This window comes from Aurantimicrobium sp. MWH-Uga1, assembly GCF_003325955.1.
GTDB lineage: Bacteria > Actinomycetota > Actinomycetes > Actinomycetales > Microbacteriaceae > Aurantimicrobium.
The window spans coordinates 1,263,367-1,286,606 of sequence record NZ_CP030929.1 but is presented as its reverse complement, the minus strand read 5'-3'; the positions used below and the strand labels follow the sequence as shown (position 1 = coordinate 1,286,606).

The 23,240-nt window shown below is 53.4% G+C and carries 21 protein-coding genes; 16 read left to right on the top strand and 5 right to left on the bottom strand.

Going from position 1 to position 23,240, the window contains the following annotated elements:
* The first annotated feature begins 6 nt into the window (after positions 1 to 6).
* Together AURUGA1_RS06335 and AURUGA1_RS06330 are read left to right on the top strand one after the other, a co-directional pair.
* The gene (locus tag AURUGA1_RS06335) at positions 7 to 2,904 is read left to right on the top strand and encodes a glycosyltransferase (RefSeq protein WP_114129369.1); all 2,898 of its coding nucleotides are present in this window, start codon (positions 7 to 9) and stop codon (positions 2,902 to 2,904) included.
* Entirely contained in the window at positions 2,888 to 4,351 is a 1,464-nt protein-coding gene (locus tag AURUGA1_RS06330) for a DUF5719 family protein (protein ID WP_114129368.1), read from the top strand. The genes AURUGA1_RS06335 and AURUGA1_RS06330 overlap by 17 nt, the downstream gene beginning before the upstream one ends.
* Positions 4,352 to 4,361: 10 nt before the next feature.
* On the opposite strand, the gene AURUGA1_RS06325 is transcribed toward AURUGA1_RS06330, so the two are convergent.
* Positions 4,362 to 4,796 carry a metallopeptidase family protein gene (locus tag AURUGA1_RS06325; RefSeq protein WP_114129367.1) on the bottom strand — a complete coding sequence of 145 codons (435 nt, stop codon included), beginning with the start codon at positions 4,794 to 4,796 and terminating at the stop codon, positions 4,362 to 4,364.
* A gap of 33 nt (positions 4,797 to 4,829) precedes the next feature.
* Here AURUGA1_RS06325 and AURUGA1_RS06320 point away from each other — a divergent pair, with 33 nt between their 5' ends.
* From AURUGA1_RS06320 to AURUGA1_RS06275, 10 genes are all read left to right on the top strand, one after another.
* Complete coding sequence (locus AURUGA1_RS06320) at positions 4,830 to 5,036, top strand: DUF3499 family protein (RefSeq protein WP_114129366.1); 207 nt, start codon at positions 4,830 to 4,832, stop codon at positions 5,034 to 5,036.
* Positions 5,029 to 6,453 (top strand): phosphomannomutase/phosphoglucomutase, encoded by a 1,425-nt coding sequence (locus tag AURUGA1_RS06315; RefSeq protein ID WP_114129365.1) that lies wholly within the window; start codon positions 5,029 to 5,031, stop codon positions 6,451 to 6,453. The genes AURUGA1_RS06320 and AURUGA1_RS06315 overlap by 8 nt, the downstream gene beginning before the upstream one ends.
* Before the next feature lie 24 nt (positions 6,454 to 6,477).
* Positions 6,478 to 7,974 (top strand): adenosylhomocysteinase, encoded by a 1,497-nt coding sequence (gene ahcY / locus AURUGA1_RS06310; RefSeq protein WP_114129364.1) that lies wholly within the window; start codon positions 6,478 to 6,480, stop codon positions 7,972 to 7,974.
* 24 nt (positions 7,975 to 7,998) lie between these two features.
* Positions 7,999 to 8,685 (top strand): MtrAB system response regulator MtrA, encoded by a 687-nt coding sequence (mtrA, locus tag AURUGA1_RS06305; RefSeq protein WP_114129363.1) that lies wholly within the window; start codon positions 7,999 to 8,001, stop codon positions 8,683 to 8,685.
* A 7-nt stretch (positions 8,686 to 8,692) separates the two neighbouring features.
* Positions 8,693 to 10,285: an MtrAB system histidine kinase MtrB gene (gene mtrB, locus AURUGA1_RS06300; protein WP_114129362.1), complete on the top strand. Its 1,593-nt coding sequence runs from the start codon at positions 8,693 to 8,695 to the stop codon at positions 10,283 to 10,285.
* Complete coding sequence (locus AURUGA1_RS06295; RefSeq protein ID WP_162784082.1) at positions 10,285 to 11,979, top strand: GerMN domain-containing protein; 1,695 nt, start codon at positions 10,285 to 10,287, stop codon at positions 11,977 to 11,979. Before mtrB ends, AURUGA1_RS06295 begins: the two co-directional genes overlap by 1 nt.
* A 68-nt stretch (positions 11,980 to 12,047) precedes the next feature.
* Entirely contained in the window at positions 12,048 to 12,764 is a 717-nt protein-coding gene (locus AURUGA1_RS06290; protein ID WP_114129360.1) for a ComF family protein, read from the top strand.
* A 98-nt stretch (positions 12,765 to 12,862) separates the two neighbouring features.
* Complete coding sequence (gene hpf, locus AURUGA1_RS06285; protein ID WP_162784081.1) at positions 12,863 to 13,309, top strand: ribosome hibernation-promoting factor, HPF/YfiA family; 447 nt, start codon at positions 12,863 to 12,865, stop codon at positions 13,307 to 13,309.
* 147 nt (positions 13,310 to 13,456) lie between these two features.
* Positions 13,457 to 16,267: a preprotein translocase subunit SecA gene (gene secA, locus AURUGA1_RS06280; protein ID WP_114129358.1), complete on the top strand. Its 2,811-nt coding sequence runs from the start codon at positions 13,457 to 13,459 to the stop codon at positions 16,265 to 16,267.
* Between the two features lie 49 nt (positions 16,268 to 16,316).
* Positions 16,317 to 16,832 (top strand): hypothetical protein, encoded by a 516-nt coding sequence (locus AURUGA1_RS06275; RefSeq protein ID WP_114129357.1) that lies wholly within the window; start codon positions 16,317 to 16,319, stop codon positions 16,830 to 16,832.
* On the opposite strand, the gene AURUGA1_RS06270 is transcribed toward AURUGA1_RS06275, so the two are convergent.
* A complete protein-coding gene (locus tag AURUGA1_RS06270) occupies positions 16,829 to 17,254 on the bottom strand; it encodes an Rv3235 family protein (protein WP_114129356.1) in 426 nt (141 codons plus the stop codon). The genes AURUGA1_RS06275 and AURUGA1_RS06270 overlap by 4 nt on opposite strands.
* A gap of 50 nt (positions 17,255 to 17,304) precedes the next feature.
* On the opposite strand from AURUGA1_RS06270, the gene AURUGA1_RS06265 reads away from it, so the two are divergent.
* Positions 17,305 to 17,946 carry a hypothetical protein gene (locus AURUGA1_RS06265; protein WP_114129355.1) on the top strand — a complete coding sequence of 214 codons (642 nt, stop codon included), beginning with the start codon at positions 17,305 to 17,307 and terminating at the stop codon, positions 17,944 to 17,946.
* Between the two features lie 83 nt (positions 17,947 to 18,029).
* Here the strand turns inward: AURUGA1_RS06265 and AURUGA1_RS06260 are convergent, their stop codons facing one another.
* Entirely contained in the window at positions 18,030 to 18,299 is a 270-nt protein-coding gene (locus AURUGA1_RS06260) for a helix-turn-helix domain-containing protein (RefSeq protein WP_114129354.1), read from the bottom strand.
* Positions 18,300 to 18,398: 99 nt separating this feature from the next.
* On the opposite strand from AURUGA1_RS06260, the gene AURUGA1_RS06255 reads away from it, so the two are divergent.
* Together AURUGA1_RS06255 and AURUGA1_RS06250 are read left to right on the top strand one after the other, a co-directional pair.
* The gene (locus AURUGA1_RS06255) at positions 18,399 to 19,010 is read left to right on the top strand and encodes an SAF domain-containing protein (protein WP_162784080.1); all 612 of its coding nucleotides are present in this window, start codon (positions 18,399 to 18,401) and stop codon (positions 19,008 to 19,010) included.
* Entirely contained in the window at positions 19,007 to 19,819 is an 813-nt protein-coding gene (locus AURUGA1_RS06250) for an AAA family ATPase (RefSeq protein WP_114129352.1), read from the top strand. Before AURUGA1_RS06255 ends, AURUGA1_RS06250 begins: the two co-directional genes overlap by 4 nt.
* Before the next feature lie 114 nt (positions 19,820 to 19,933).
* Here the strand turns inward: AURUGA1_RS06250 and AURUGA1_RS06245 are convergent, their stop codons facing one another.
* Positions 19,934 to 20,620 (bottom strand): NYN domain-containing protein, encoded by a 687-nt coding sequence (locus AURUGA1_RS06245; RefSeq protein WP_114129351.1) that lies wholly within the window; start codon positions 20,618 to 20,620, stop codon positions 19,934 to 19,936.
* Between the two features lie 30 nt (positions 20,621 to 20,650).
* The gene (locus tag AURUGA1_RS06240) at positions 20,651 to 21,691 is read right to left on the bottom strand and encodes an alpha/beta hydrolase (protein WP_114129350.1); all 1,041 of its coding nucleotides are present in this window, start codon (positions 21,689 to 21,691) and stop codon (positions 20,651 to 20,653) included.
* Positions 21,692 to 21,708: 17 nt separating this feature from the next.
* On the opposite strand from AURUGA1_RS06240, the gene AURUGA1_RS06235 reads away from it, so the two are divergent.
* Positions 21,709 to 23,208, top strand: a complete 1,500-nt coding sequence (locus tag AURUGA1_RS06235; RefSeq protein WP_114129349.1) for a sensor histidine kinase — start codon at positions 21,709 to 21,711, stop codon at positions 23,206 to 23,208.
* Positions 23,209 to 23,240: the final 32 nt, after the last annotated feature.

The following is a 23,240-nucleotide window of genomic DNA, read 5'->3' as shown; positions in this document are numbered from 1 at the left end:
GGGAGGATGAAAACGAGAGTTACAGCGGTAATCGTGGCGCGCCAAGGAGGCGAGCATCTTGCGCGAACCCTTGATGCACTCTCGAAGCAAACACGGCAACCAGATGTCATTCTTGCGGTGGATAATTCCCCCAAACAAAATGCCTCAGCGCAGTTCCAGGCCTTCGGGGTAAGCCAAGTTCTTGCCGGTAAAGGACGTCTGAGTTTTGGCGAAGCACTTGATGTTGCCGCACGAGCTTTCCCAGCCGTAACTGGGCCTGATGATCTGCTGTGGTTCTTGGCTCAGGACAGTGCTCCAGAACCCACCGCACTTGCAGAACTGATTGGTGCTCTCGAAGTTGCCCCGTCGGTTGCAGTAGTGGGGCCCAAACAAATGGATTGGGAAAGTCCTGACTACATTCGTGAATACGGGTTGACTCTTGCTCAGGGTGGGCGAACCATCTCACTGGTTACCGATGAACTTGATCAGGCACAACATGACCAGATGAGTGATGTCATGGGTGTCGGGGGAAACGGCATGCTTGTTCGCCAGCACGTATGGAGTGAGCTCGGTGGGTTTGATCACCAGCTACGCGTTGTCGATGACGCCCTCGATTTCTGTGTTCGCGCCCGTTTAGCTGGACATCGCGTATCTGTCGTCCCCACCGCACGAGTACTCAACGCCGGAGATGGCGTTATTGGTGCCGTGGGTACCGACAGCTACCGCGCTCGCAAAAAGCGTGCGCGTCAATATCGTTCCGCAGAGCTCTATCGTCGCCTGGTTTACTCAGGTCGAGGAATGTTGATGTGGCACTGGCTTGCGCTCATGCCAGCTGCGGTCATTCGCTCCCTGGGTCAACTTCTGGCAAAGCGCCCCGGCGCTGTTTCAGGTGAATTCCGCGCTGCCCTGTTTGCTGCTTTCTCTGGCGGTGCAGTCGGTCGGGCACGCAAGAACATCAAGCGCATCCGCCAAGCTCCCTGGTCTTCGCTGGCACCCTTGCGAATTTCTCGTGCTGATGTTCGTCGCCGAGAATCTCTTGCTCGTGAAGCGATTCAGATCCGCATGCACGGTGAAAAGAAGCCTCTGCACTTCTTCTCCGGTGGTGGAGCGTGGATCACCCTCATCTTGACTATTGTGTCCATTGGAGCGTTCTCAACCCTCGTTGGCGCCAACGCTATTTCAGGTGGTGCACTGCTGCCCTTGGGTGCGCAGGTCTCAGATCTTTGGATGCAGGCACTGTGGGGTTGGCGTGAGGGCGCTTTCAGTGTGGTGGGCCCGGCTGATGGGTTCTCGCTCGTTGTTGCCCTGCTGGGAACTCTCACCTTCTGGCAACCATCATTCTCGTTAGTGCTCCTGTGGTTCTTAGCCATGCCTCTGGCAGGTCTTGGTGCCTGGCTTCTGGCCGCAAGGCTTACTCAGCGTGGAGGGATTCGCGCCTTCATCGCTATCGGTTACGGGCTAAGCCCAGCACTTCTGGGCGCACTCCATGACGGTCGCCCTGCCGCCGTGATGACGCACATACTGTTGCCCTTCCTCTTTTTTGCCGGCATTCGTGCCGCTCGTTCCTGGTCTGCTTCTGCAACGACTGCACTGCTATTCGCCGCGGTGGTGGCCTGCTCACCATCCTTGACTCCAGCCCTACTGGTCGTCTGGATTGGAACATTGTTATTGACCGGTCGGTATGTGCCACGGTTCTTGGCCATCCCCATTCCTGCAGCTGCCTTGGTTGCACCCATCGTGTTGATTCAAGTTTTTGGTCTCAACCTCTTTGGACTTGCCGCCGACCCAGGACCAGCTGCTGCCAGCGCTGTTGCACCTCACTGGCAGCTTGCCCTCGGCTTCCCCACTGAAGGTCTAGGAGGATGGTTACAAGCTGCCAGCTTCCTTCCTTGGGCTAATCCAGTTGCCAGCGTCTGGGTCGCCATATTGGTGGGTGTCCTTGTCGCGTTGGCTTTCGTTGGGCTCTTCTCGCAATACCCTATCCGGGCGCAACTTGCTGTTGCTGTGATGGTGTTGGGTATTGTCACCGCAGTATTCGCCTCAGGTTTGCAGGTGTCTTTCAACGGGTCCGTGCCGGTCAATGTCTGGCCGGGCAGTGGTTTGTCCCTGGCATGGCTGGGATTGATGGTGGCAGCTGGTACCGGTGCTTCTATTCTTCGTCGCTTCTCGTATTTCCCAGCCCTGGCTGGGATTGCTGCCGTGTCCTTACTGGCACTGCCTGCGTTGGCAGCATCCAGCTTGGGGAACTCTCGAGTGGTCCCTAGCAATGGGCAAACACTTCCTGCTTATGTTGTTGCACAAGCTGCCATCTCTCCAGAAGTAGGAACTCTCGTTCTCACACCCCAACCTGACGGTGGTTTGGGCTCGGTGTTGGTGCGCGGTACTGGCATGACCCTCGAAGCAACCTCCACGTTTGTTACAACAGGCGCAGGTTTTGCTGCCCAGGAGAAGCTTCTTGCCGAGACGGTGAGTAACCTTGCTTCGGTCAGCGGTAATGATTCAGCCACAGAACTTACTGCGCTGGGTGTGGGCTTTGTTGTACTGACTGATCCGCTTGCAGAACTTGGCGAGAACCCCACGCCTCAGGCTCAGGCAATGGCTGCTCGTGTGAAAGCAACGTTGGATGCCAATGCAGGTATTGAGATTGTGGGAAAAACTGATGCTGGTTTACTCTGGCGCTACCCCGGGTATTCACCTGACACAGTTGCTCCACTTCAATCGGTTCTCCCAGTTGAACCCTGGCGCATCATCATCGGTTCTGTTCAGGGACTGATTCTTTTGCTGACATTGCTGTTAGCTATCCCTACCGGCAGTGTCATGCTCGATGCTCGCCCCAAGCGATATCTTCCCGGCTTGATTGAAAGCGAAGAGGAACTTGCCTCAATAGACCCGTTGGCAGGTGATCAAGATGACGAACAAAACTAAACTCGTCCGCGCTGGTGTAACCGGTGTAACCGGAATTGTGAGCGCTGGGGCTGTTGCCGTTGGAATTGTTGCCCTCGTGACGTTGCCTATTCCAGGTTTTGTGGGCACACCACCAGCTTTGAGCATTGCTCCAGTTCCTGCTGTGCAGCAAAGAGTGTGCCCAGGTCCTCTCGTAGATGTTCTCTCGCAAGGAACTGCAGACATTACGTTCATCTCAAATGGTCAGCCCGAATATGCGCAAGCCTCGAGTGAAGACAATTTTGATAATTCGTGGCTGAACGCACCAGATAACCAAAGCGGTGTTGTCTATGGTGCACCACAGGTTATCTCTGTGCCGCCTGCCGCTAGCGCAGAGCAGGCGCCTCTGCTTGCTGGAAACCAGGAACAACTCCTGGCAACCGAATCTCTTTCTGGTTTAGCTGCTGCAGCGTGTACAGAGCCTGCGAATGACCTCTGGCTTGTGGGTGGATCGACGGAGATTGGTCGCACAACACTGGTGATGTTGGCTAACCCCACCGATGTCACCGCAACAGTGACCCTGGAAGTTTTCACCGAGAATGGCTATGTCGACGCCACAAATACCGAGGGCATCATCGTTGAACCCGGGGAGCAACGCATTGTTTCTCTGGCCGGGTATGCGCCCGATGTGTATTCACCAGTTGTGCGGGTGTTGAGTAATGGCGGGCAGGTTCTCGCGAGTTTGCAGCAATCCGTCACACGCACCCTTGTTCCTTCCGGAGTTGAATGGGTTGTTCCCGGTGCTGGACTTGCTACACAACAGATCATCACCGGAGTGTTTGTCACCGGTCAGGCAGATCACGAACGATCAGAGATTGGTGACGTGATCAGCGATCTTGATCCGGGTATCCGTGTTGTTGCTCCTGGAGATAAAGACAGCAAAGTCACAGTCACTCTGCTTTCCAGCACAGGAGAAAAGACTGAATACTCAGCACAGCTCAAAGCAAAGAAGGCAGTACAACTGCCTCTGACCGGTATTGCCGATGGCACCTACACCGTCATTGTTACCAGTGAGCAGCCCATCGCAGCTGGTGTTCGAACAGTTCAGGATTCGCTCACCGATGCTGCCGCGGCCCCTGGCACCCCCATCACTGGTGGTGACTTTGCCTGGATGAGTTCCAGTTCTTTCCTCACCGATCAAATCTTGATTCCCGTGCCTCAAGGAACTGCTCCTACGGTCACCTTCTACAACCCCGGTAAAGCAGATTCGGAAGTAACACTCTCTGCTCAAGGCCAAAAAGATATTGTGCTGAGCGTGAAGAAGGGTCAGATGGTGACAACGCCACTGTTGGCAGCCACGAACTACACCGTGACCGGGGCTCAAGGCTTGCTGGGTGGGCTTAGTTTCAGCGGTCCAGGACTGGGATCAGCGATTGCGCTCAACCCAGCTAATGTCCTCGGCTCGCCCATCACGGTTTATCCCCGCTAGAGATCACTACCTAAGGGCGAAGTCGCTCAGGGCCTAAATCCCAGGGGTCTTTGCCCAACAACTCAGCGACGGCTCGAAAAACTACACTTTCGACCATCATCTGGCGGTGGAGTGCATCGTCTTTGTGAAGTTTGCTCATGCGTTGAATGGGAACGCGATACAGCACTATTCGCCGGCGCTCGTGATCAACCTTCCAGCGTTCAACCACACCGTTAACGGAGACACGAGGGGGTGTGGGTGCCACATCGAAGTGCACATCCGCTAATTCTTCCGACCACATGCTGCGCAAATAATCAACCGTGTGTGCCACGGTCATCATGAACGTTTCATAGCGCCCTCGCAGCTGTGGCAGGTGGGGGCCCGTCACCGGGCCGCGCATTCCGCGGCCATGACGGTCACGACTAAGTCCCCTGTTGGGCACGGAGGTCGCAAACGGGCTATCCATGCGCCCATGTTAGCTCTTCGATAGCCTGAACGCATGGAACGTCTGTGTACGAAGGGGCGCTGCAAGCAGCAAGCAGAGTTTTCACTCACCTATGACTACGACGACAAACTTGCTGTCCTCGGTCCACTCTCGCCCGAGCCAGAAGCCCTCGCCCATGATTTATGCCGTAAACATGCGGTGGGCTTTGTCCCGCCTCAAGGCTGGCAACAACTGCGTCACATAGACTTAAGCAATGACTAAAAACGCAGTAGAGAGCCTCCGTTCTATCGTGAAGGCCTATGACGTTCGAGGCCTTGTGGGGGAGCAGCTCACCGAGGAAATGGTGGAAGCACTCGCTGCCGGTTTTGTCGATGAGATCCAAGGAGCAGGCGCAGAGATTGTTGTCGGTCACGACATGCGCGATTCTTCCCCGGGGTTTGCCGCTGCCTTTGCTCGCGGGGCTCAAACCCGTGGCGCCAATGTGGTGAACTTGGGTTTGTGCTCAACGGATGAGACGTATTTTGCCTCTGGTTCGTGGAATGCTCCAGCTGCCATGTTTACTGCTAGTCACAACCCAGCTGCCTACAACGGTATTAAGTTCTCACGCGCCGGTGCTCAGGGAATCAGCTTGGATACTGGCTTGGCTGCCATTCGCGATCGTGCCTGTGACTACCTCGAAAACGGAATTGATTCGGTTGCAACCCCTGGTACCTACCGTGAGGTAGATATCCTTGCGGAATACGCAGGCTATCTGCGTTCATTAGTCGATCTTTCAGGTATTCGCCCGATCCGCGTAGTTGTTGACGCCGGGAATGGCATGGGAGGAATGACTGTTCCTGCCGTGTTAGGCACTGCAGCCGGTTTGGCTGCTTTACCCATCGAGATTATTCCGATGTATTTCGAACTGGATGGAAACTTCCCTAACCACGAAGCCAACCCACTCGAACCCAAGAATTTGGTTGACCTGCAAAAGGCAGTAGTTGAGCATGGCGCAGATCTCGGTCTGGCATTCGATGGAGATGCCGACCGCTGCTTCGTCGTGGATGAGAAGGGCGCCCCGGTCACTCCGTCTGCCGTTTCTGCCATCGTTGCCTTGCGAGAAATCGCACGGGCGAAAGCTGCAACCCCCAATGAAGAAATTTTTGTCATTCACAATCTCATTTCCTCGAACATTGTGAAAGAAACCATCATTGGTGCTGGCGCAACCCCAGTTCGCACCCGCGTTGGCCACTCTCTTATCAAGGATCAAATGGCAGCCACCGGTGCTGTCTTTGGCGGTGAACACTCTGCCCACTATTACTTCAGTAACTTCTGGGGTGCAGATAACGGCATGCTGGCAGCAATGCATGTGTTGGCAGAGTTTGGCCACCAGGACAAGCCCTTGTCCGAGTTCGCAGCGAAGTTCATGCCCTACGCCATCAGTGGAGAAATTAACTCCACCGTGAGCGACGTGGTTGAGGCAACTCAGCGCGTTCGCGCGGCTTTTGCTTCTCGTGGCACCGAGGATTCTTTGGATGGCATGACCATCACCGGTACCACTTCAGAAGGTGAACCGTTCTGGTGGTTCTCGGTTCGTCCCTCCAACACAGAGCCCTTATTACGCCTGAATGTTGAGGCAGGGGATGAGGCAACTATGGTTGCGATCCGTGATGAAGTTCTTGCACTGATTCGCGCTTAGCATTCCACGCCTAAACTGTTAGGCATGAGCTCATCAACTACTTCTGCCATTTCTGCTGCCATGAATCTTGAATTCAAAGTCGCAGACATCTCCCTCGCTGAAGCTGGACGTCACCAGATTCGTCTGGCAGAGAATGAGATGCCGGGATTGATGGCATTGCGTGAAGAGTTTGGCCCCACCCAGCCGCTCAAGGGTGCTCGCATTGCAGGAAGCTTGCACATGACCGTGCAGACTGCAGTCTTGATCGAAACCCTGGTGTCACTAGGTGCACAGGTTCGTTGGGCAAGTTGCAACATTTTCTCCACCCAAGATGAAGCTGCCGCAGCCATTGCTGTGGGTCCCACTGGAACTCCCCAATCTCCAGCAGGTGTTCCTGTCTTTGCCTGGAAGGGAGAGACCCTCGAGGAATATTGGTGGTGCACCGAGCGTATCTTTGACTGGTCGGCAGAAGCACAAGCCGCAGGAGAATCATGGATTGGACCTAACCTCATCCTCGATGACGGTGGAGATGCAACCCTCCTCGTTCACAAGGGCCGCCAATTCGAATTGGCAGGAGCAGTCCCTGCGACTACTTCCCAAGACAGCACTGAATACGCAGTCATTCTGGATCTCTTGCGAAAGACACTGAGCGAAACCCCAACCAGGTGGCAAACCACTGCAGCTGAGATCATTGGTGTTACTGAAGAAACCACCACCGGTGTCCACCGCCTCTATGAACTCTTCGCACAGCAAGAACTTCTGTTCCCCGCCATCAACGTCAACGACTCTGTCACCAAGAGCAAGTTTGATAACAAGTACGGCATCCGCCACTCTTTGCCTGACGGTTTGAATCGTGCCACCGATGTTCTCATCGGCGGCAAGGTTGCTTTCGTTGCCGGCTACGGCGATGTGGGTAAGGGATCTGCCGAGGCATTACGCGGACAGGGTGCCCGCGTCATTGTGAGCGAGATTGATCCCATTTGTGCCCTGCAGGCAGCCATGGATGGCTACCAGGTGGACACTCTCGAGAATGTGGTGGACCAAGTAGATATTTTTGTCACCACCACAGGAAATAAAGACGTGATCCGTCTTGAACACTTACTTGAGATGAAGCATCAAGCCATCGTGGCCAATGTTGGTCACTTCGACAACGAAATCGACATGGTTGCCCTCGAGAATCTTCCTGGGGCCGAGAAGGTCAAAATCAAACCTCAGGTGCACGAATGGCGCATGCCTTCCGGACGAAGCATTCTCGTGCTCTCTGAAGGTCGCCTGATGAACCTCGGAAACGCCACCGGGCACCCCTCCTTCGTCATGAGCAACTCTTTTGCCAACCAGGTGCTGGCTCAGATGGAACTTTATGTTCGCCGCGAAAACTATCCCGTGGGAGTTTTTGTTCTTCCCAAGCACCTCGATGAGAAGGTTGCCCGTCTGCACCTGGATGCTTTGGGTGTGAAGCTCACTTCCCTTACACCAGAGCAGGCTGCCTATATTGGTGTGCCCGTTGAGGGTCCCTACAAAGTTGACCATTACCGCTACTAAGCAACGAAGACTAGGCTCTAACCCATGAGTGCACGCATTCTGGTAGTCGATGACGACGCCGCACTAGCTGAAATGGTCGGCATAGTGTTAGAGGGTGAAGGCTTTACGCCCACCTTCTGTTCCGATGGTGCCGAGGCGCTCATCGCTTTTCGGGAAAGCAAGCCTGACCTCGTCCTGCTGGACTTGATGTTGCCTGGTTTCGACGGGATTGAAGTTTGTGGCCAGATTCGTCAAGAATCGGGCATTCCCATCATCATGCTCACGGCAAAGGGGGACGCCACCGATGTGGTTGCGGGTTTAGAAGCCGGCGCAGACGACTATATGGTCAAGCCCTTCAACCCGGGTGAATTGGTGGCTCGCATCCGCACACGTCTGCGCTCCATGGCGCCTGCGGCTGCCACAGCGCAGACTTTGCGTATTGGTGATCTCACCATTGATGTCGACGGCCATGAGGTTAAGCGTGAGGGCAGGGCCATCAACCTCACTCCACTCGAATTTGATCTCTTGGTTGCTCTGGCATCCAAGCCACAACAGGTATTCACTCGCGAGATGCTTCTTGAAAAAGTGTGGGGATACCAATACAAGGCAGACACGCGTTTGGTGAATGTGCACGTGCAGCGCCTGCGCAGCAAAGTGGAATTTGATGCTGATAACCCCACCATCGTCACAACCGTGCGCGGCATTGGTTACCGTGCCGGAGCTGTGATTTAGCGGTGCGATGAAGGTTCGCCGTTTCGACTTCTTTGGACTGCCTTCGCGAATAGCGCGATTGTGGCGACGTTCACTGCAGCTTCGAACGGTCGTGGTGTCAATGGCCCTGTCAGGTCTTGCCATTGTGTTGGTGGGAATTTACATGTCCTTTTCCATCAGCAATGACCTCTTTGCATCCCGGCTTGACCAAGTGCTTTCAGAGTCCCAACGTGCTCAAGTTGCAGCTCAACGCATCTTTGACTCAGCTGATGCAACCGATCAGGCTTCGATGCAATCGGTCATGAATGCGGCCAGAACCGCCATTCGTGATGCATCATCGAGCGGTTTGGTGGCGGTTTATCGCGTTCCCGACCAAGAACCCAACCCACTAGCTCCCCAGAACTTCTCCAGCACGGAACTCACCGGTGGTGTGATTAGTCAGGAGCTGCAGGAGAAAGTGATCTCTAACGCAGATCAACAGTTTTGGCAGTCCGTTGAACTCACCGTAGGCGGAACACAAGTACCAGGCGTTGTTGTGGGCTCCCAGCTCGATATCCCTGGCGCCGGTCTTTATGAGCTCTTTATTGGCTATGACTTTGCCCAATCTGAACAGACCTTGCAGTTCATCCAGCAAGTTCTCTGGTTTTCTGGACTCGGTCTGTTGATTCTTGTTGGTGCCATTGCGTGGGTGGTCTCGCGCATGGTGGTCACACCCCTCCAAAACGCTGCTGAGACCAGTCAAAAACTTGCTGCCGGTGATTTGGAAGTGCGCATTCCCGTTCAGGGTGAAGATGTTGTGGCAACGCTGGCGACTTCATTCAATGACATGGCCAGCAGCATGCAACGTCAGCTCACCGAGCTTGCCGACCTGTCGGTGATGCAACAACGCTTCGTCTCTGATGTTTCTCACGAACTCCGCACCCCGCTGACCACAATCAAACTTGCTGGCGATGTTCTTTTCCAAGAGCGAGAGAACTTTGACGATAAAACCAGGCGCAGTACTGAACTTCTCAATGCCCAAGTGAACCGCTTCGAAAAGTTACTGTCGGACCTGCTTGAGATCAGCCGCTATGACGCAGGAAGTGTCAACCTCGAACCAGAACCCACCAATGTTGCAGGACTGGTTCAAGATGTCGTGGGAACTATGACCACGCTCGCAGAACAGCACGGCTGCGACCTGTCGCTGATGGCACCCGGCGGTCACTTCGATGCAGATATTGATCCTCGTCGGGTCCGCCGTATTTTGATGAACCTGATTGGCAATGCCATCGAGCACGGTGAACGCAAGCCTATTGAAGTTGCTGTGGACAGTAATGCCACCGCGGTTGCCATAAGCGTGCGCGACCACGGTGTGGGTATGACTACTGAACAGTTAGAGAATGTGTTTAGTCGCTTCTGGCGAGCTGATCCATCCCGCCAGCGAACACTTGGCGGAACAGGTCTGGGTTTGGCCATCTCACTTGAGGACACCCGCATTCACAACGGTCAACTGGATGTGTGGGCCGCTCCAGGTGAGGGGGCAATCTTCCGCCTAACACTGCCTCGAGATATTGACGTGCCCATTGCGGTCTCGCCCCTGCCGTTGAACCCTGATGAACGCCACGATGGAGAGGAACAATGATGTCTACCTCTCTCAAGCGTTCACTGGCAGCACTTTTCTCACTGTTATGTGTTGTTGTGCTGGCTGCCTGTTCAGGTATTCCCCGCTCAAGCGGGGTGAACCAGGGTTCTGCCGTGGTTCCTGTTGAAAACGACGCCATCGAATTCCTTCCAGCTGGCCCCATTCAGAACGGCTCCATTGAGCAAATCCTGCGTGGGTTTATTGAAGCGTCGTCTTCTCCTGTCAGTGATTACGCCATCGCCCGACAGTTCCTCACCCCAGATTTCGCTCCTGCCTGGGATGCCACAACTGCAGTGAATATTGACTCAGGTCTGCGAGCGGTTTCACAAACTGGGGATAACACTGGGCGTCTGGTTTTCGCACTCACAGCACAAGTTGGCTCCCAAGGAAATTATTCAGAAATAAATCCTGCAGTCCCCACCACCTTTGACTACACCTTCCAGCAGGTCGACGGTCAATGGCGCATCAGCTCCGCACCAGATGGAGTGGTGATTGATCGTTTCACATTCGATCAGGTCTACCAGTCACACCCGCTCTACTTCTTTGACTCCACCAACACCATGCTTGTTCCTGACGTGCGATTCTTCCCCGCTGGTGCTTCAGCGAGCACGCGCATCACCAAAGCACTGTTGGCTGGGCCCTCTCAATGGTTACAAGCAAACGGTGCCGTACAGACTTCTTTCCCCGAGGGCACTGCTCTCGTAGCCGACACGGTTCCTGTCACACGTGGTGTGGCCAAGGTTGACTTAAATGCTGCTGCATTGTCGGCGGATCCTGCCGTGATCCGCCGGATGAAGCAGCAAACCTCAGCAAGCCTGCAATCGGTTGCCACCATCAACTCGGTTGATCTGCTCGTTGATGGAGCGGTGTTGAATAACTCCATTAGTGACTCTGCCAGTGATGTCTTGCCACCCCCCATTGATTCACGGCCTTTGGTGCTCACTTCCAAAGACTTCGGATACTGGGATGGAACAAAGATTGATACTTTTGGCTCGTTCGCCAACGTCATGATTCAAACCCAACCCAGTGCAATCTCGATCGGCACGCTGACGAACATCGCGGCAACCCTGACACCACAGGGTGTTTCGCTTGTTCGTAATGGAATTAATCAACTCGTGGATTCTCGTGCTGGTTTGATTGCCCCCACCGTCGACAACTTTGGCTATGTCTGGTCGGTTCCTACAGATCAGCCCAGCAAACTACAAGCCATCAGTACTGATGGTCGAGTTCAGCAAGTGGAAACCTCGTGGACGAGCGCTGACCGGATCTTGTCTCTAGCTATCTCACATGACGGAACTCAAGTTGTGGCCCTTCTAGAGACGAATGGCAGCTACCAATTGGTCGCTAGTGCATTGGTCAGGGGCGATAAGTCTGTCCCTGTGGCGTTAGGTCCGCTCTTTGCTCAGACTCTTTCTGAAGGAACCCCGGTTAGTGTCGCGTGGGTTGATGCCACAACGATTGCAACAGTCACCATCAACTCTGCCGGCGTAGGAATTGTCCGTTCTCAAGAAATTGGTGGCCAGAGTAAAGAACTCAGTTCCGTCACAGAGGGAACTCCCATCTCGATAGCTGGTGCCAACACTGTTTCAGGTTTACGCGTGCTTACCTCAGGCGGAATCTTGCTCTCACTGCGGGGTGGAACCCAGTGGCAAAATGCTCTGAGCGGCGTCACTACCCTCGCTGTTCAGCAATAGTCACAACTTATCCACTTCGTAGTGCTTGTGGTGAGGTGGAGTAACTCGCATTCTTCACACTTGTGAGTATGACGAACGAATCATTTCGTGACTGGTTCACCAACGCAGCAAGAGAAGCACTCTCCTTAGTCTTACCGGTCAATTGTGCCGGGTGTGGCGAACTCGATTACAACCTGTGCCCTGCGTGCCAAGCTGACCTAGGTCCAGAGCTTCAATACCGTGAACTGTTCGACCCGATATCGCAGTTCAGGCTTCCTCTGTGGTATTCCTTGGAGCTCACGGAAGTGTCCAGTTCTGTCCTGCATGAATTCAAAGAGCAGGGCAGAACCTCTGTCGCGAAACACCTCGCGAAGCCCCTCTTTGCAGTTCTAGAAGCTGCGTATGCAGCTGGCCAATCTGAGGACACAGGCACCGCAGTGCAGATCACTTGGGTAGTGCCACCCAGCAGCAGAGCAAACTTTAGACACCGCGGGTATGTTCCTATCACCGTCTTAGCTCAGGCAGCAGGTGTCAAACCGGAGAGGGTATTAGTGAATACCCGCCGAAGAGTCGATCAATCCGTCCTGGGCAGAATGGAACGCTTTGAGAATATGCGCGACTCATTTCGGGCAGTGAAGAACCTTGAAGGGCGCTCTGTCATCATCCTCGATGATGTTCTCACCACAGGGGCGACCCTGGTGGAATGCGCCCGGGCACTGCGTGCCGAGGGCGCCCACATCATTGGGGCTGCGGTGTTGGCCTACACGCCAAAAAACTTTCAGGACACTCGCAGAAAAAATGCGTGACATTTTTATCCAAACAGGACTACATTTCAAACAACATCTATTGGCGTGAAAGGACTCGCCCAAAAGTTGGGCGTAAACGCCAACTACGGGAGGTCATCATGGAACTGAACTTCATCGCCCGCCACACCGAAATCACCGACCGATTCCGTAACTACGTCGCCGAGAAGGTCGACAAGATTGAGAAACTGGCTGATCGCCCTCTCGAACTTGATGTAACCGTCAGTAAACATCACGGCGGAAAAGGCTTGGTTGGTGGTGATCATGTGGAGCTCACCCTCGTAGAAGCCGGACCAGTTGTCCGTGCCGCTTCCGATGGTGAAGACAAATATGCCGCCTTTGATCTCGCCATGGGTCGCATGATGGAGCAGCTGCGCCGCGCCAGGGATAAGAAGAAAGTCCACCACAACGGCCACCAAAAGCCACTGTCGATTCATGAAGCAAGCGCTGACGCCTTTGCGCAGGTCGATATCGTTCCTGCAACCCCAGAAGACATTGAGCGGATTGCCAAAGAAGTGTCCGCTACAAAACCTTCTGCAGCTGCTTAACAGTTGATTCTTGCCCCGCCTCCAGCATCTGTACAGGCGGGGCAAGCTCATTCCCGGTAGCATTGAGGGCGGTCTGCACTTTGTGTGAGACCGCCCTTATGTGCATGCCGTTAATAAACACAGCGCACCAGTATTTGGAGAGTTTCAGTGGCAAACATTCTTGACAAGGTCCTTCGCGTTGGTGAAGGCCGAACCCTACGCAAACTAGAAAACCTTGCGAAGGCCGTCAACGAACTTGAAGAGGGATTCATCAACCTCACCGATGAAGAGCTTCGTGCTGAAACCACCGATTTCCGTAAGCGCTACATCGAGGGTGAATCTCTCGACCACATGCTGCCTGAAGCTTTCGCTGCCGCGCGTGAAGCAGCACGACGCACCATCGGCCTGCGCCACTTCGATGTTCAGCTCATGGGTGGTGCCGCGCTGCACATGGGCAACATCGCTGAAATGAAAACCGGTGAAGGTAAGACTCTGGTTGCCACTCTTCCCGCCTACCTCAACGCGATTGCAGGCCGTGGAGTTCACGTAGTAACAGTGAACGACTATCTTGCTAGCTATCAGTCTGAACTCATGGGTCGCGTATTCCGCGCCCTAGGCATGACCACCGGTGTGATCACCGCCGGTCAGCAGCCAGCGGTACGCCGTGAACAGTACCTGTGTGACATTACCTATGGAACCAACAACGAGTTTGGTTTTGACTATCTGCGCGACAACATGGCCTGGAGCGCTGCTGACAAAGTTCAGCGCGGACACTTCTTTGCCATCGTCGATGAGGTCGACTCCATCCTTATCGATGAGGCTCGTACCCCACTGATTATTTCTGGACCTGCCTCCGGTGAAGCCAACCGCTGGTTTACCGAGTTTGCCAAGATTGCCACCACGCTTGAGCCTGGCGTTGACTACGAAGTCGATGAGAAGAAGCGCACTGTTGGTGTTCTCGAGCCAGGTATTGAAAAGGTTGAAGACTACCTCGGTATTGACAACCTCTACGAGTCTGCAAACACCCCGCTGATTTCGTTTTTGAACAACTCCATCAAGGCAGTTGCCTTGTTCAAGCGCGACAAAGACTACGTCGTGATGAACGGTGAAGTTCTCATCGTTGATGAGCACACCGGTCGTATTCTTGCTGGCCGCCGCTACAACGAAGGTATTCACCAGGCCATCGAAGCCAAGGAAGGCGTCGAGGTTAAGGCCGAGAACCAAACCTTGGCTACGGTGACCTTGCAGAACTACTTCCGTATGTACGAGAAGATCTCCGGTATGACCGGTACGGCCGAAACTGAAGCCGGCGAATTCATGAGCACCTACAAGATTGGTGTGGTTCCCATCCCCACCAACAAGCCCATGCAGCGCATTGACCAGCCTGACCTGGTTTACAAGAACGAAGTCATCAAGTTTGAGCAAGTTGCCAACGACATTGCTGAACGCCACGCCAAGGGCCAGCCCGTCCTCGTGGGAACAACCTCGGTTGAGAAGAGCGAATACCTGTCTAAGCTTCTGGCCAAGAAGGGCATTCGTCACGAAGTTCTCAACGCCAAGAACCACGCTCGTGAAGCAGCTATCGTCGCTCAGGCTGGTCGTTTGGGTGCGGTAACCGTTGCCACCAACATGGCTGGTCGTGGTACCGACATCATGCTCGGTGGTAACGCTGAGCACCTGACCGTTTCCGAGCTCGCCTCTAAGGGACTCAACCCGCTTGAAACTCCTGAAGAATACGAAGCTGCCTGGGAAGAGGCCTTCTCCAAGGTCAAGGCACGTGTTCAGGAAGAAGCAGAGAAGGTTATTGCCGTTGGTGGTCTTTACGTTCTGGGAACTGAACGCCACGAATCCCGTCGTATCGACAACCAGCTTCGCGGACGTTCTGGACGTCAGGGTGACCCCGGTGAAAGCCGCTTCTACCTCTCCTTGACTGATGACCTCATGCGTATGTTCAACTCGGGTGCTGCAGAAGCCATCATGACCCGCAGCAACATTCCCGATGACACTGCTATCGAATCTTCGATTGTGAGCCGTGCTATTCGCTCTGCTCAGTCACAGGTTGAAGCACGCAATGCTGAAATGCGTAAGAACGTTCTCAAATACGATGACGTTCTCAACCGTCAGCGTGAGGCTATTTATGCCGACCGTGCTCACATCCTTGAAGGTGACGATCTGCAAGATCGTGTTCACAAGTTCCTTGAGGATGTTGTCGATGAAGTTCTTGCTGCTCACACCAGCGAAGGCAACGGAGATGACTGGGATTTCGACGCGCTCTGGGCGGAACTGAAGACCATCTACCCTGTCTCGATCACGATCGACGAAGTCATCCAAGAAGCTGGAAATAAGGGTCGTGTGAACAAGGAGTTCATGCGCCGCGAAATCCAGTCGGATGCTCTTTTGGCATACAAGCGCCGTGAAGAATCGCTGGGCTCTACCGCCATGCGAGAGCTGGAGCGCCGTGTAGTCCTTTCCGTGGTGGATCGTCGTTGGCGTGACCACCTCTACGAGATGGACTATCTCAAGGACGGTATTGGTCTGCGTGCCATGGCGCAGCGTGACCCACTGGTTGAGTACCAGCGTGAAGGTTTTGCCCTCTACCAAGGCATGATGGCTTCCATCAAGGCAGAATCGGTCGGCTTCTTGTTCAACCTCGAAGTTCAGGTCAATGTTGCTGAAGGCGATCCAGAACACCCCAGCATCGCTGCTAAGGGCCTGGGCCAGTCTGAAGATGCCAACGCGCAATTGAGCTACACCGCACCGTCAGAAGACGGCCAGGTGGAGGTTCGTGACGAGCGTGGACGAGTTGAGCAGGCTGAGACTGCTCGTGCCCAGCAGGCGGCCGACAATGGACGCCAGATTGTTCCCGAGAACAACCGCCCCACCGGCCCCACCGTGGCAACACGTGGTGCGTTTGGTCAACAGACTGCCGGAGCACCCGCGGGTAACCGAGCTGAGCGTCGCAAGAAGAAGAAAAAGTAACACCTTTTTCTTTCTCCTGAGCTAGTAACTCCAGGGCTAAGCTTCTGCCATGGAGAATGATTGGCTCTTGCTTCTGTGGTTGTCGCCACTGATAGTCGTGATGATCATTTTCGATCTCAAAGCTCGCAACTATGGCAAAAACGTTCTCCACTTGCCCAAACGTGAATATGTGAGTCTTCTCTGGCTTGCCATCTTTGACCCCGTTTTTGAAGTGCTCTTTATCGGAATCGTGCTGTGGGACGACCTCACTAAAGATCCACTCCACTGGGTTGCTGGAGGCATAGGAGTTGTTTGTGGCTACTTCTTTGCTCGCTACCGAACACGGATCATGTGGGTTCGCCCACTTCCCGAGAAAAAAGCTGTGGTTGTGCGTAACAGTGGTGCCGAGTACCTGGCTCTAGTTTTCCTTGTTGTCGTGAAAACGGTGTCGGAGAACAGCACTTTTTCCAACTATGCGGTGAGCCTATTGATCACGGCTGGGCTGCTGTTGATCGTGAGCGAATCAGCATTTCGGGTCGGCATGCTGTTTGTTCGCTACAACAAAGAAAAGCCCGCTCTGGTTTAGAGCACGTGGATTGCGGTCGCACGCCACCTTCCATCAATACCTTCGAGCCTGATGGCAATAGAGCGCGTGCGGGCTTTGCCGTGAACAATCACGACAGATTCCACAACACCATCTGTGGGGTTTGTAATGATGGTGCGACCTAAGCCAAAGGTGGGGCGCACTGCAGGCATTTTCTTTACTGCACGTGCTCGACGGGAAATGTGTACGCGTTTGAGGAGGTTGCGATAGACCTCATCGCTGACCCAACGTGCTATCTGATCGAGTTCTCGGCAGTCAGCAAGTATTTCCATGACGGAGCGGGCAAGGTTTTCCACCATCGGTTGCGGGTCGGGCAGTGCAGAGGTAGCGGTCGGTTGATATCCGAAATATTCATCCTGGTCGAAGGTGGATGTCCGTGTATTGAGAGCTTGTGCTGGAGTCATGGAAACACTGTGACACAGTAAATAGACCAAAAGTCTAATTCTCAGGAAAGATGTGGATAACTCCAGCAGATTCTCAGCTTCGCTGCCTACCTTCGCTGACTATGACCTTAGATAACCTCTTTCACGATCTAGAGAGCCAACTTGAGCGTGAGCTGGATGCAGAGTTGCTCAACCGCCTAGAAGACGAGGAGCGTGAGAGGCGTTCCAAGCTGACGCTTCGAGACCGCCTGATCGCGATCCAGGCAGATCAAGACCCTCATCAGATTTCTCTCAATCTCACTGCCGGACGAGAAATCACGGGCTCTATCAAGAACGTAGGCAAAGACTGGGTAGCTATTGAGGTTGACACCCCTCAAGAACTCCACGGGGCACTGATTGTTTCCCTTCTCGCTCTCCGGTCAATTCGCATTCCAATCGAGTGTGAACGCCTGAGCTTAGGAAATCAGGTTGGTGAGGTCACAGACAGTGCCTTGGAATCACTTTCTTCACGCACTAGGCTCGCACAGAAGGTGAATTTGGCATTCGTCCTGCGCGACATTGGCCGCAGACGCAAAACAGTAACCATTGCCTCACAAACGCAGAACATTCGAGGAACCATCGATCATGTGGGACAGGACCATCTTGACCTGCGCACATCCCATGGAATGCTCATTTGCGCATTGACGGAAGTGCTCTACGTCCGTATCGAATAAGTACAACTAGTAAGAACACTGAAAAGCAAAAAAAAAGAAATGCTTCCCACATTCCCTGGGAAGCATTTCTTTCTTTTGAAAGGTTAGAAATCAGTGATGTTGTTCGCTGAGGCCACAGAAGAGTTATTCCACATCGCACTGCGACGTGAAATCTCGTATTGCTCAGCAATAAACAGCTCAAGAATGTGGTGTTCTATTCGCCACGGCCCCCGGCTTCCCACTTGGAAAGCTTGAAGTTCCCCCGAGGAGATAAGTTCGTGGACATCCGCAACAGAGACTTTCAAAAGTTCCGCTGCTTCGGACACGGTAAGAAAACGGTCAGTATTCACATCAGTAGAGCCAAAATCATTCATGCATCCAGATTAGGAAAGTACGGGGCCCAATAACCGATAAGAAAACAATCTGTGGATAACTTTCTCGGGACCGTGAATGCTTTCGAGAAGATTCTTCTCATGACTCAAATCAAGACTCGTCGCTTCGATACGCGACTATTCATCGGATTAGCGCTCGTCGTAGGCGCTGCACTGGGAGGCTTTACCCTCGTCACGGCGACAGATAACACCACAGCTGTCTATGTCGCCTCAACCACGCTCACCCCAGGTCACGTTCTCGACAAGAATGATCTTGTTCTCTCTGATGTGAAGCTGGGGAAATCAGGTACGTCGTACCTCACCGCACAGGACTTCACGCCTGGCTCCGTTGTAACAAAAGCTGTGGCAGCAGGGGAACTGGTACCCGTCAGTGCAATTGGAACAGCCAAGCAGGTCGCCACCACGAACGTGGTGGTCCAGCTTGATGTTCCACTTGCTTCTGAAGCTGTGGTCGGCTCTTCTGTGGATGTCTGGGCATCGATGTCAGTGGGGCAGGGCGTCTTTGGCCCACCCTCGGTCATCATTTCGGGTGCTCAGATTGCACACATCACCGAGGCAACCGGTTTGGCAGCATCTAACGGGGGAGTGCAAGTTGAACTCGTTGTTCCACAAAACAAAGTTGCTACCCTCCTAGAGTCTCAAGCAAACGGAGATGCTTTGTCTCTTGTCCCCACTCGCGGGAAGACCTCATGAGTCAACTCATTGCTGTCTGGGGACCTACCGGGGCGCCAGGTCGAACCACTGTGGCCATCAATGTGGCAGCTGAGTTAGCTGAGATGGGACAATCGGTGCTCCTTATCGATGCTGATGGCTATGGCGGAGCCATTGCTCCCACACTCGGACTCATCGATGATGCGGCTGGCTTTGCAGCAGCATGCCGCTTAGCAGAGTCTGGAACTCTCACAGCGGGAGACATAGAAAATCTCTCTCACTCCGTCTCAACATCAGCTGGGAAGCTGCGCGTTCTATCGGGGATAACCAGAACGGATAGGTGGCCAGAGCTCACGGCAGAGCGGGTCAAGAATGTTCTGGCCTGTGCCGCAGAAACTTATGACGTGATTGTTGTCGATGTGGGATTCAACCTAGAAACAGATGAAGAAATCACCAGTGATCTTTTCGCCCCCAGACGCAATGCGGCTACTCTCACAGTTCTGAAGCATGCTGATTGCATCGTGGAGGTTGCCAGTGCTGATGCGCTAGGCATAGCTCGGTTTATTCGCGCTCACGATGTCCTGGTTGATCTTTACCCTCAGTCACTGCGATTGATTGTGGTGAACAAAGTCAGAACTGGACTTGATCCCAGAGGAAGCTCCCATGCGGCACAAACACTAAGCCGCTTTGCTGGTTTGCACGAAGTGTACGAGCTCCCTCTGGATGAGAAAGCACTCAACGCTAGCTACGCAAGCGGAAAACCATTGAGCATGTCGGCTCACAACAGCAAGGTGCGCAAGAAGTTTGCTGGAATTGCACAAGGGCTTCAACTTCAAAGAAATGTTGCTTGACAACAAAGTTGTGAAACATTTTCGAATCACTGTCAGAGGAGTCTGATATCTTTGATGTATATCACCCCCAGGGTTTCGTCTCTGGGCCTAACGCCCCGAATTCAACTCGGGGCGTTATTTTTTCCAACTTATGGGTGCGCTTATTTTTGCTCCGGAATTTGGAAGAACAATCTCAGTAGGCAGCTGGGAATCCCTTAATGCGCCATGTGAAATTCGGATAGTGAATACAAAATCGCATGCGCTAAGCCGCTTGCTTTTGTTAGGTCGAGGAGGACAGTGGGCAATCCTTGCGTCTGTTTCCGAAAGAATCATGTCAATTGTTGGAGCCAGATCAGAATCGCTTGAGACCATCACATACAAGTCAGCTTTTTGATTAGAAGCATCAATAGTCATTCTTGAACCAAGAGAAACATCCGATCCTTTTTCTTCTACTTTCCAGATTTTGGTGTTGCGACCAAAGCTCCAACTTTTTGGCAACTTGAAACCTGCAATACGAGACCTTCTTCGTTTGGGAGCCCAAGACGGAAGAACTAAAAAGTTCCCGTAGACCACTTTGACCCTTTTCAGCGTCGAAAGTGCTTTGAGATAAGTCTTTTGCCTGTTTGGGGCATCTGGGTCTCGAGGATTCGCATTTTCTCGCAGCCGCGCAGTGAAGTAGTAGATGGAAATAACGTCAAAATCTGGAAGCAACCGGTCAAACAAAGCCTCTAAATCAAGCCACTTAAATGACATCCCGCGAAGTGACCCGTAGTACAAATTGAATGCGTCAACGTAAATAATTGCGCTGGGTTTCGGGTTCATTCATGAATATTCGCATGACCCACTGACAAATTAGTTCTGTGTGCTTGAACCAATTCTCTCGTCCAAGAAAGCAAGCGTTTCGGTCAAAGCAGTTTGAGCAGCATCAAGATTCAGCCTGAACTGGTACTCGTGTGGTAGTGGCGGGGTGTAGTCATCCGGCCAGAACAGCTCCGTGACGTTCACACCCAGTGACTTCAGCTTTGCAGCGAATGGCTTGGAGTTCTCAGCCGTCAGTGGGTCAGCATTACCGCCAGAGATGTAGGTTGCGGGGAAGTTGCCATCCACGTGGTGGATAGTGGACATTTCCGCAACGGCCGCAGAGTTAGCTAGATCGCGGTCTCCGGTGTACGCCCAGAGTGATGCGTCATCACCCCAGCCCAAAATTCCCTTTTGTCCCAGAAGTGACATCACTTCATATACGCCACAGTTGAGCACAACTCCTTGAAGCTGGTCCGGTGAAAGGGCAGGTGTGATCTTCATGCCAGCGGCATAAGAGGGCTTAGTAATGATGGTTGCCAATTGACTGGTCAGCTGCGCTCCAGCAGAATCACCTGCGAGCACAATCGCATCAGGGTTGATGTGGAACTTGTCTGCGTTCTCGAGCAAAAACTTGTGTGCTTGGTTGAGTTCAAAAACTGCAGTGGGGTACTGCGCTTCAGGCCCGTAGGTGTAGTTGAGTCCTACGACGGTGTATCCCTTGTAAGCCAAGATTTCAAAGTAACTACGGTCATTGGACTTGTTTCCTGAAATCCACGCGCCTCCGTGAGTCCAAATCACGGTTCCTAGTGGTTCCGTTGTCCCCGTGGGAAAAAACACGTCCAGCTGCGTAAAGCTGGATGGTGTGACGTAGGGCTCGGTTGAGCCTTCGGCGTATTGAACGTCCAAGACAGAATCAACACCGCTGGTGGGTGCATAGGGTGCCATGATGGCTGCTACTTTTTTCGCGCCATCTTGGAATACCTCACGAATAATCAAGGCACTGGGCCAGGGGCTTATCGTAAATGCCACAACAGTCACCACCATAATCCCGGCGAGAACAGCCAGTGTTCGCCACAACCACTTCTTACGCATGACTCTAGGCTAGAGGTATGTCGACACTTAGCAACATCATGGAAGCCCAAGGAATTGGATCGGCCGCCGATATTGAATGGCTTCACATGCTTATTGGTGACTGGCAGCTCATTGCTGACCTGGCCTTTGCCGACATTGTGTTGTGGGCACCCACTACCGATGGCTCCTTCGTTGCAGTCTCACACGCCCGCCCATCTAGCTCCGCCACCTTGTTCTATCGCGACTTTGTCGGCCAGAAAATCAAAGCAGAGTGGCGAGCTCAGGTCAACGAAGCATACGAAACCTCAGAGATTATCGAGTCTTCTTCTCCAGCGTGGTATGAAGAAACTCCTACTCGAGTTCGTGCCGTTCCTGTCGTGCGCAGAGTCCGCCAGGGCTCAAGTGACCCTGCACCTACCAGCCCTATTGCGGTCATCTCTCTGCACACCAACCTTTCCGAAAGTCGCTCACCCAGTCGACAGGAATTGACGTTCAATTCTTGTGCCAATGATCTCTTTGACATGATTGCCACGGGAGACTTCCCTGACCTTGAAGCAGCTGCTTCGCCACGACGTGGGGCACCCCGTGCAACAGATGGTTTGATTCGTCTGGATGTTGATGGGGTGGTGACCTTTGCTAGCCCTAACGCACTGTCAGCCTTCAACCGTATTGGTTTCAATGATGAGCTCGAGGGTGAAACTCTAGCTGAGGTCACTACTCGTGTGCTGACAGGCAAAATCAACGTGGATGAGTCACTACCTGTCGTTGTGACCGGTCGAGCACCCTGGCGTGCAGACATCGAAGCCAGGGGTGTGACGATCTCGCTTCGCACAATTCCTATTCGCCACCTTGGTGAGCGAACCGGTGCAATTGTGCTCTGCCGCGATGTCACTGAGTTGCGCAATCAAGAGATGGAACTCATTACCAAAGATGCCACCATCCGTGAGATTCACCACCGTGTAAAGAACAACCTACAAACAGTGGCATCCCTGCTTCGTATCCAAGCACGCAGAACTCAGTCTGACGAAGCGCGTGAAGCACTCACCCAAGCGATGCGACGCGTTGCGTCCATTGCGGTGGTTCACGACACCCTGTCTGAGGGCCTCAGTCAAAACGTGGACTTTGATGATGTCTTTAACCGAGTACTGATGCTCAGTGCTGAAGTTGCCGCCATTCACGGAACAACAGTTCACCCGAAGCTTTCTGGAAGCTTCGGAGTTCTTCCCAGCGAATATGCCACCCCACTGGCGCTTGCTCTCACAGAACTCGTCACAAATGCTGTTGAGCACGGTCTAGCAGGGCGTGAAGGCACTGTGCTTATTGAAGCCCAGCGCACAGATGAGCTCTTGAGCGTTCACATTGTCGATAACGGAACTGGACTGCCCGAGGGAGAAATCGGAGACGGACTGGGCACACAGATTGTGAAAACACTCATCCAAGGCGAGCTCAGTGGCAGTATCGAATGGGGTCCAGCTCCTGAAGGTGGTACTGATGTGTCTATTGAAGTTCCTCTGCGGTTTCTCAGCATCTCTTCGTAGTACGTCAAGGCTTTATTCAGCTTCTTCGCTAA

Bases quoted from the DNA above. Each gene is read 5' to 3' on its own strand.
- AURUGA1_RS06315 (WP_114129365.1), top strand. From the start codon at position 5,029: ATGACTAAAAACGCAGTAGAGAGCCTCCGTTCTATCGTGAAGGCCTAT.
- mtrA (WP_114129363.1), top strand. From the start codon at position 7,999: ATGAGTGCACGCATTCTGGTAGTCGATGACGACGCCGCACTAGCTGAA.
- AURUGA1_RS06335 (WP_114129369.1), top strand. From the start codon at position 7: ATGAAAACGAGAGTTACAGCGGTAATCGTGGCGCGCCAAGGAGGCGAG.
- AURUGA1_RS06325 (WP_114129367.1), bottom strand. From the start codon at position 4,796: ATGGATAGCCCGTTTGCGACCTCCGTGCCCAACAGGGGACTTAGTCGT.
- AURUGA1_RS06255 (WP_162784080.1), top strand. From the start codon at position 18,399: ATGACTCAAATCAAGACTCGTCGCTTCGATACGCGACTATTCATCGGA.
- AURUGA1_RS06290 (WP_114129360.1), top strand. From the start codon at position 12,048: ATGACGAACGAATCATTTCGTGACTGGTTCACCAACGCAGCAAGAGAA.
- ahcY (WP_114129364.1), top strand. From the start codon at position 6,478: ATGAGCTCATCAACTACTTCTGCCATTTCTGCTGCCATGAATCTTGAA.
- AURUGA1_RS06265 (WP_114129355.1), top strand. From the start codon at position 17,305: ATGTGGATAACTCCAGCAGATTCTCAGCTTCGCTGCCTACCTTCGCTG.
- AURUGA1_RS06260 (WP_114129354.1), bottom strand. From the start codon at position 18,299: ATGAATGATTTTGGCTCTACTGATGTGAATACTGACCGTTTTCTTACC.
- AURUGA1_RS06270 (WP_114129356.1), bottom strand. From the start codon at position 17,254: ATGACTCCAGCACAAGCTCTCAATACACGGACATCCACCTTCGACCAG.
- mtrB (WP_114129362.1), top strand. From the start codon at position 8,693: ATGAAGGTTCGCCGTTTCGACTTCTTTGGACTGCCTTCGCGAATAGCG.
- hpf (WP_162784081.1), top strand. From the start codon at position 12,863: ATGGAACTGAACTTCATCGCCCGCCACACCGAAATCACCGACCGATTC.
- AURUGA1_RS06320 (WP_114129366.1), top strand. From the start codon at position 4,830: ATGGAACGTCTGTGTACGAAGGGGCGCTGCAAGCAGCAAGCAGAGTTT.
- AURUGA1_RS06275 (WP_114129357.1), top strand. From the start codon at position 16,317: ATGGAGAATGATTGGCTCTTGCTTCTGTGGTTGTCGCCACTGATAGTC.
- AURUGA1_RS06240 (WP_114129350.1), bottom strand. From the start codon at position 21,691: ATGCGTAAGAAGTGGTTGTGGCGAACACTGGCTGTTCTCGCCGGGATT.
- AURUGA1_RS06295 (WP_162784082.1), top strand. From the start codon at position 10,285: ATGTCTACCTCTCTCAAGCGTTCACTGGCAGCACTTTTCTCACTGTTA.
- AURUGA1_RS06330 (WP_114129368.1), top strand. From the start codon at position 2,888: ATGACGAACAAAACTAAACTCGTCCGCGCTGGTGTAACCGGTGTAACC.
- AURUGA1_RS06250 (WP_114129352.1), top strand. From the start codon at position 19,007: ATGAGTCAACTCATTGCTGTCTGGGGACCTACCGGGGCGCCAGGTCGA.
- AURUGA1_RS06235 (WP_114129349.1), top strand. From the start codon at position 21,709: ATGTCGACACTTAGCAACATCATGGAAGCCCAAGGAATTGGATCGGCC.
- AURUGA1_RS06245 (WP_114129351.1), bottom strand. From the start codon at position 20,620: ATGAACCCGAAACCCAGCGCAATTATTTACGTTGACGCATTCAATTTG.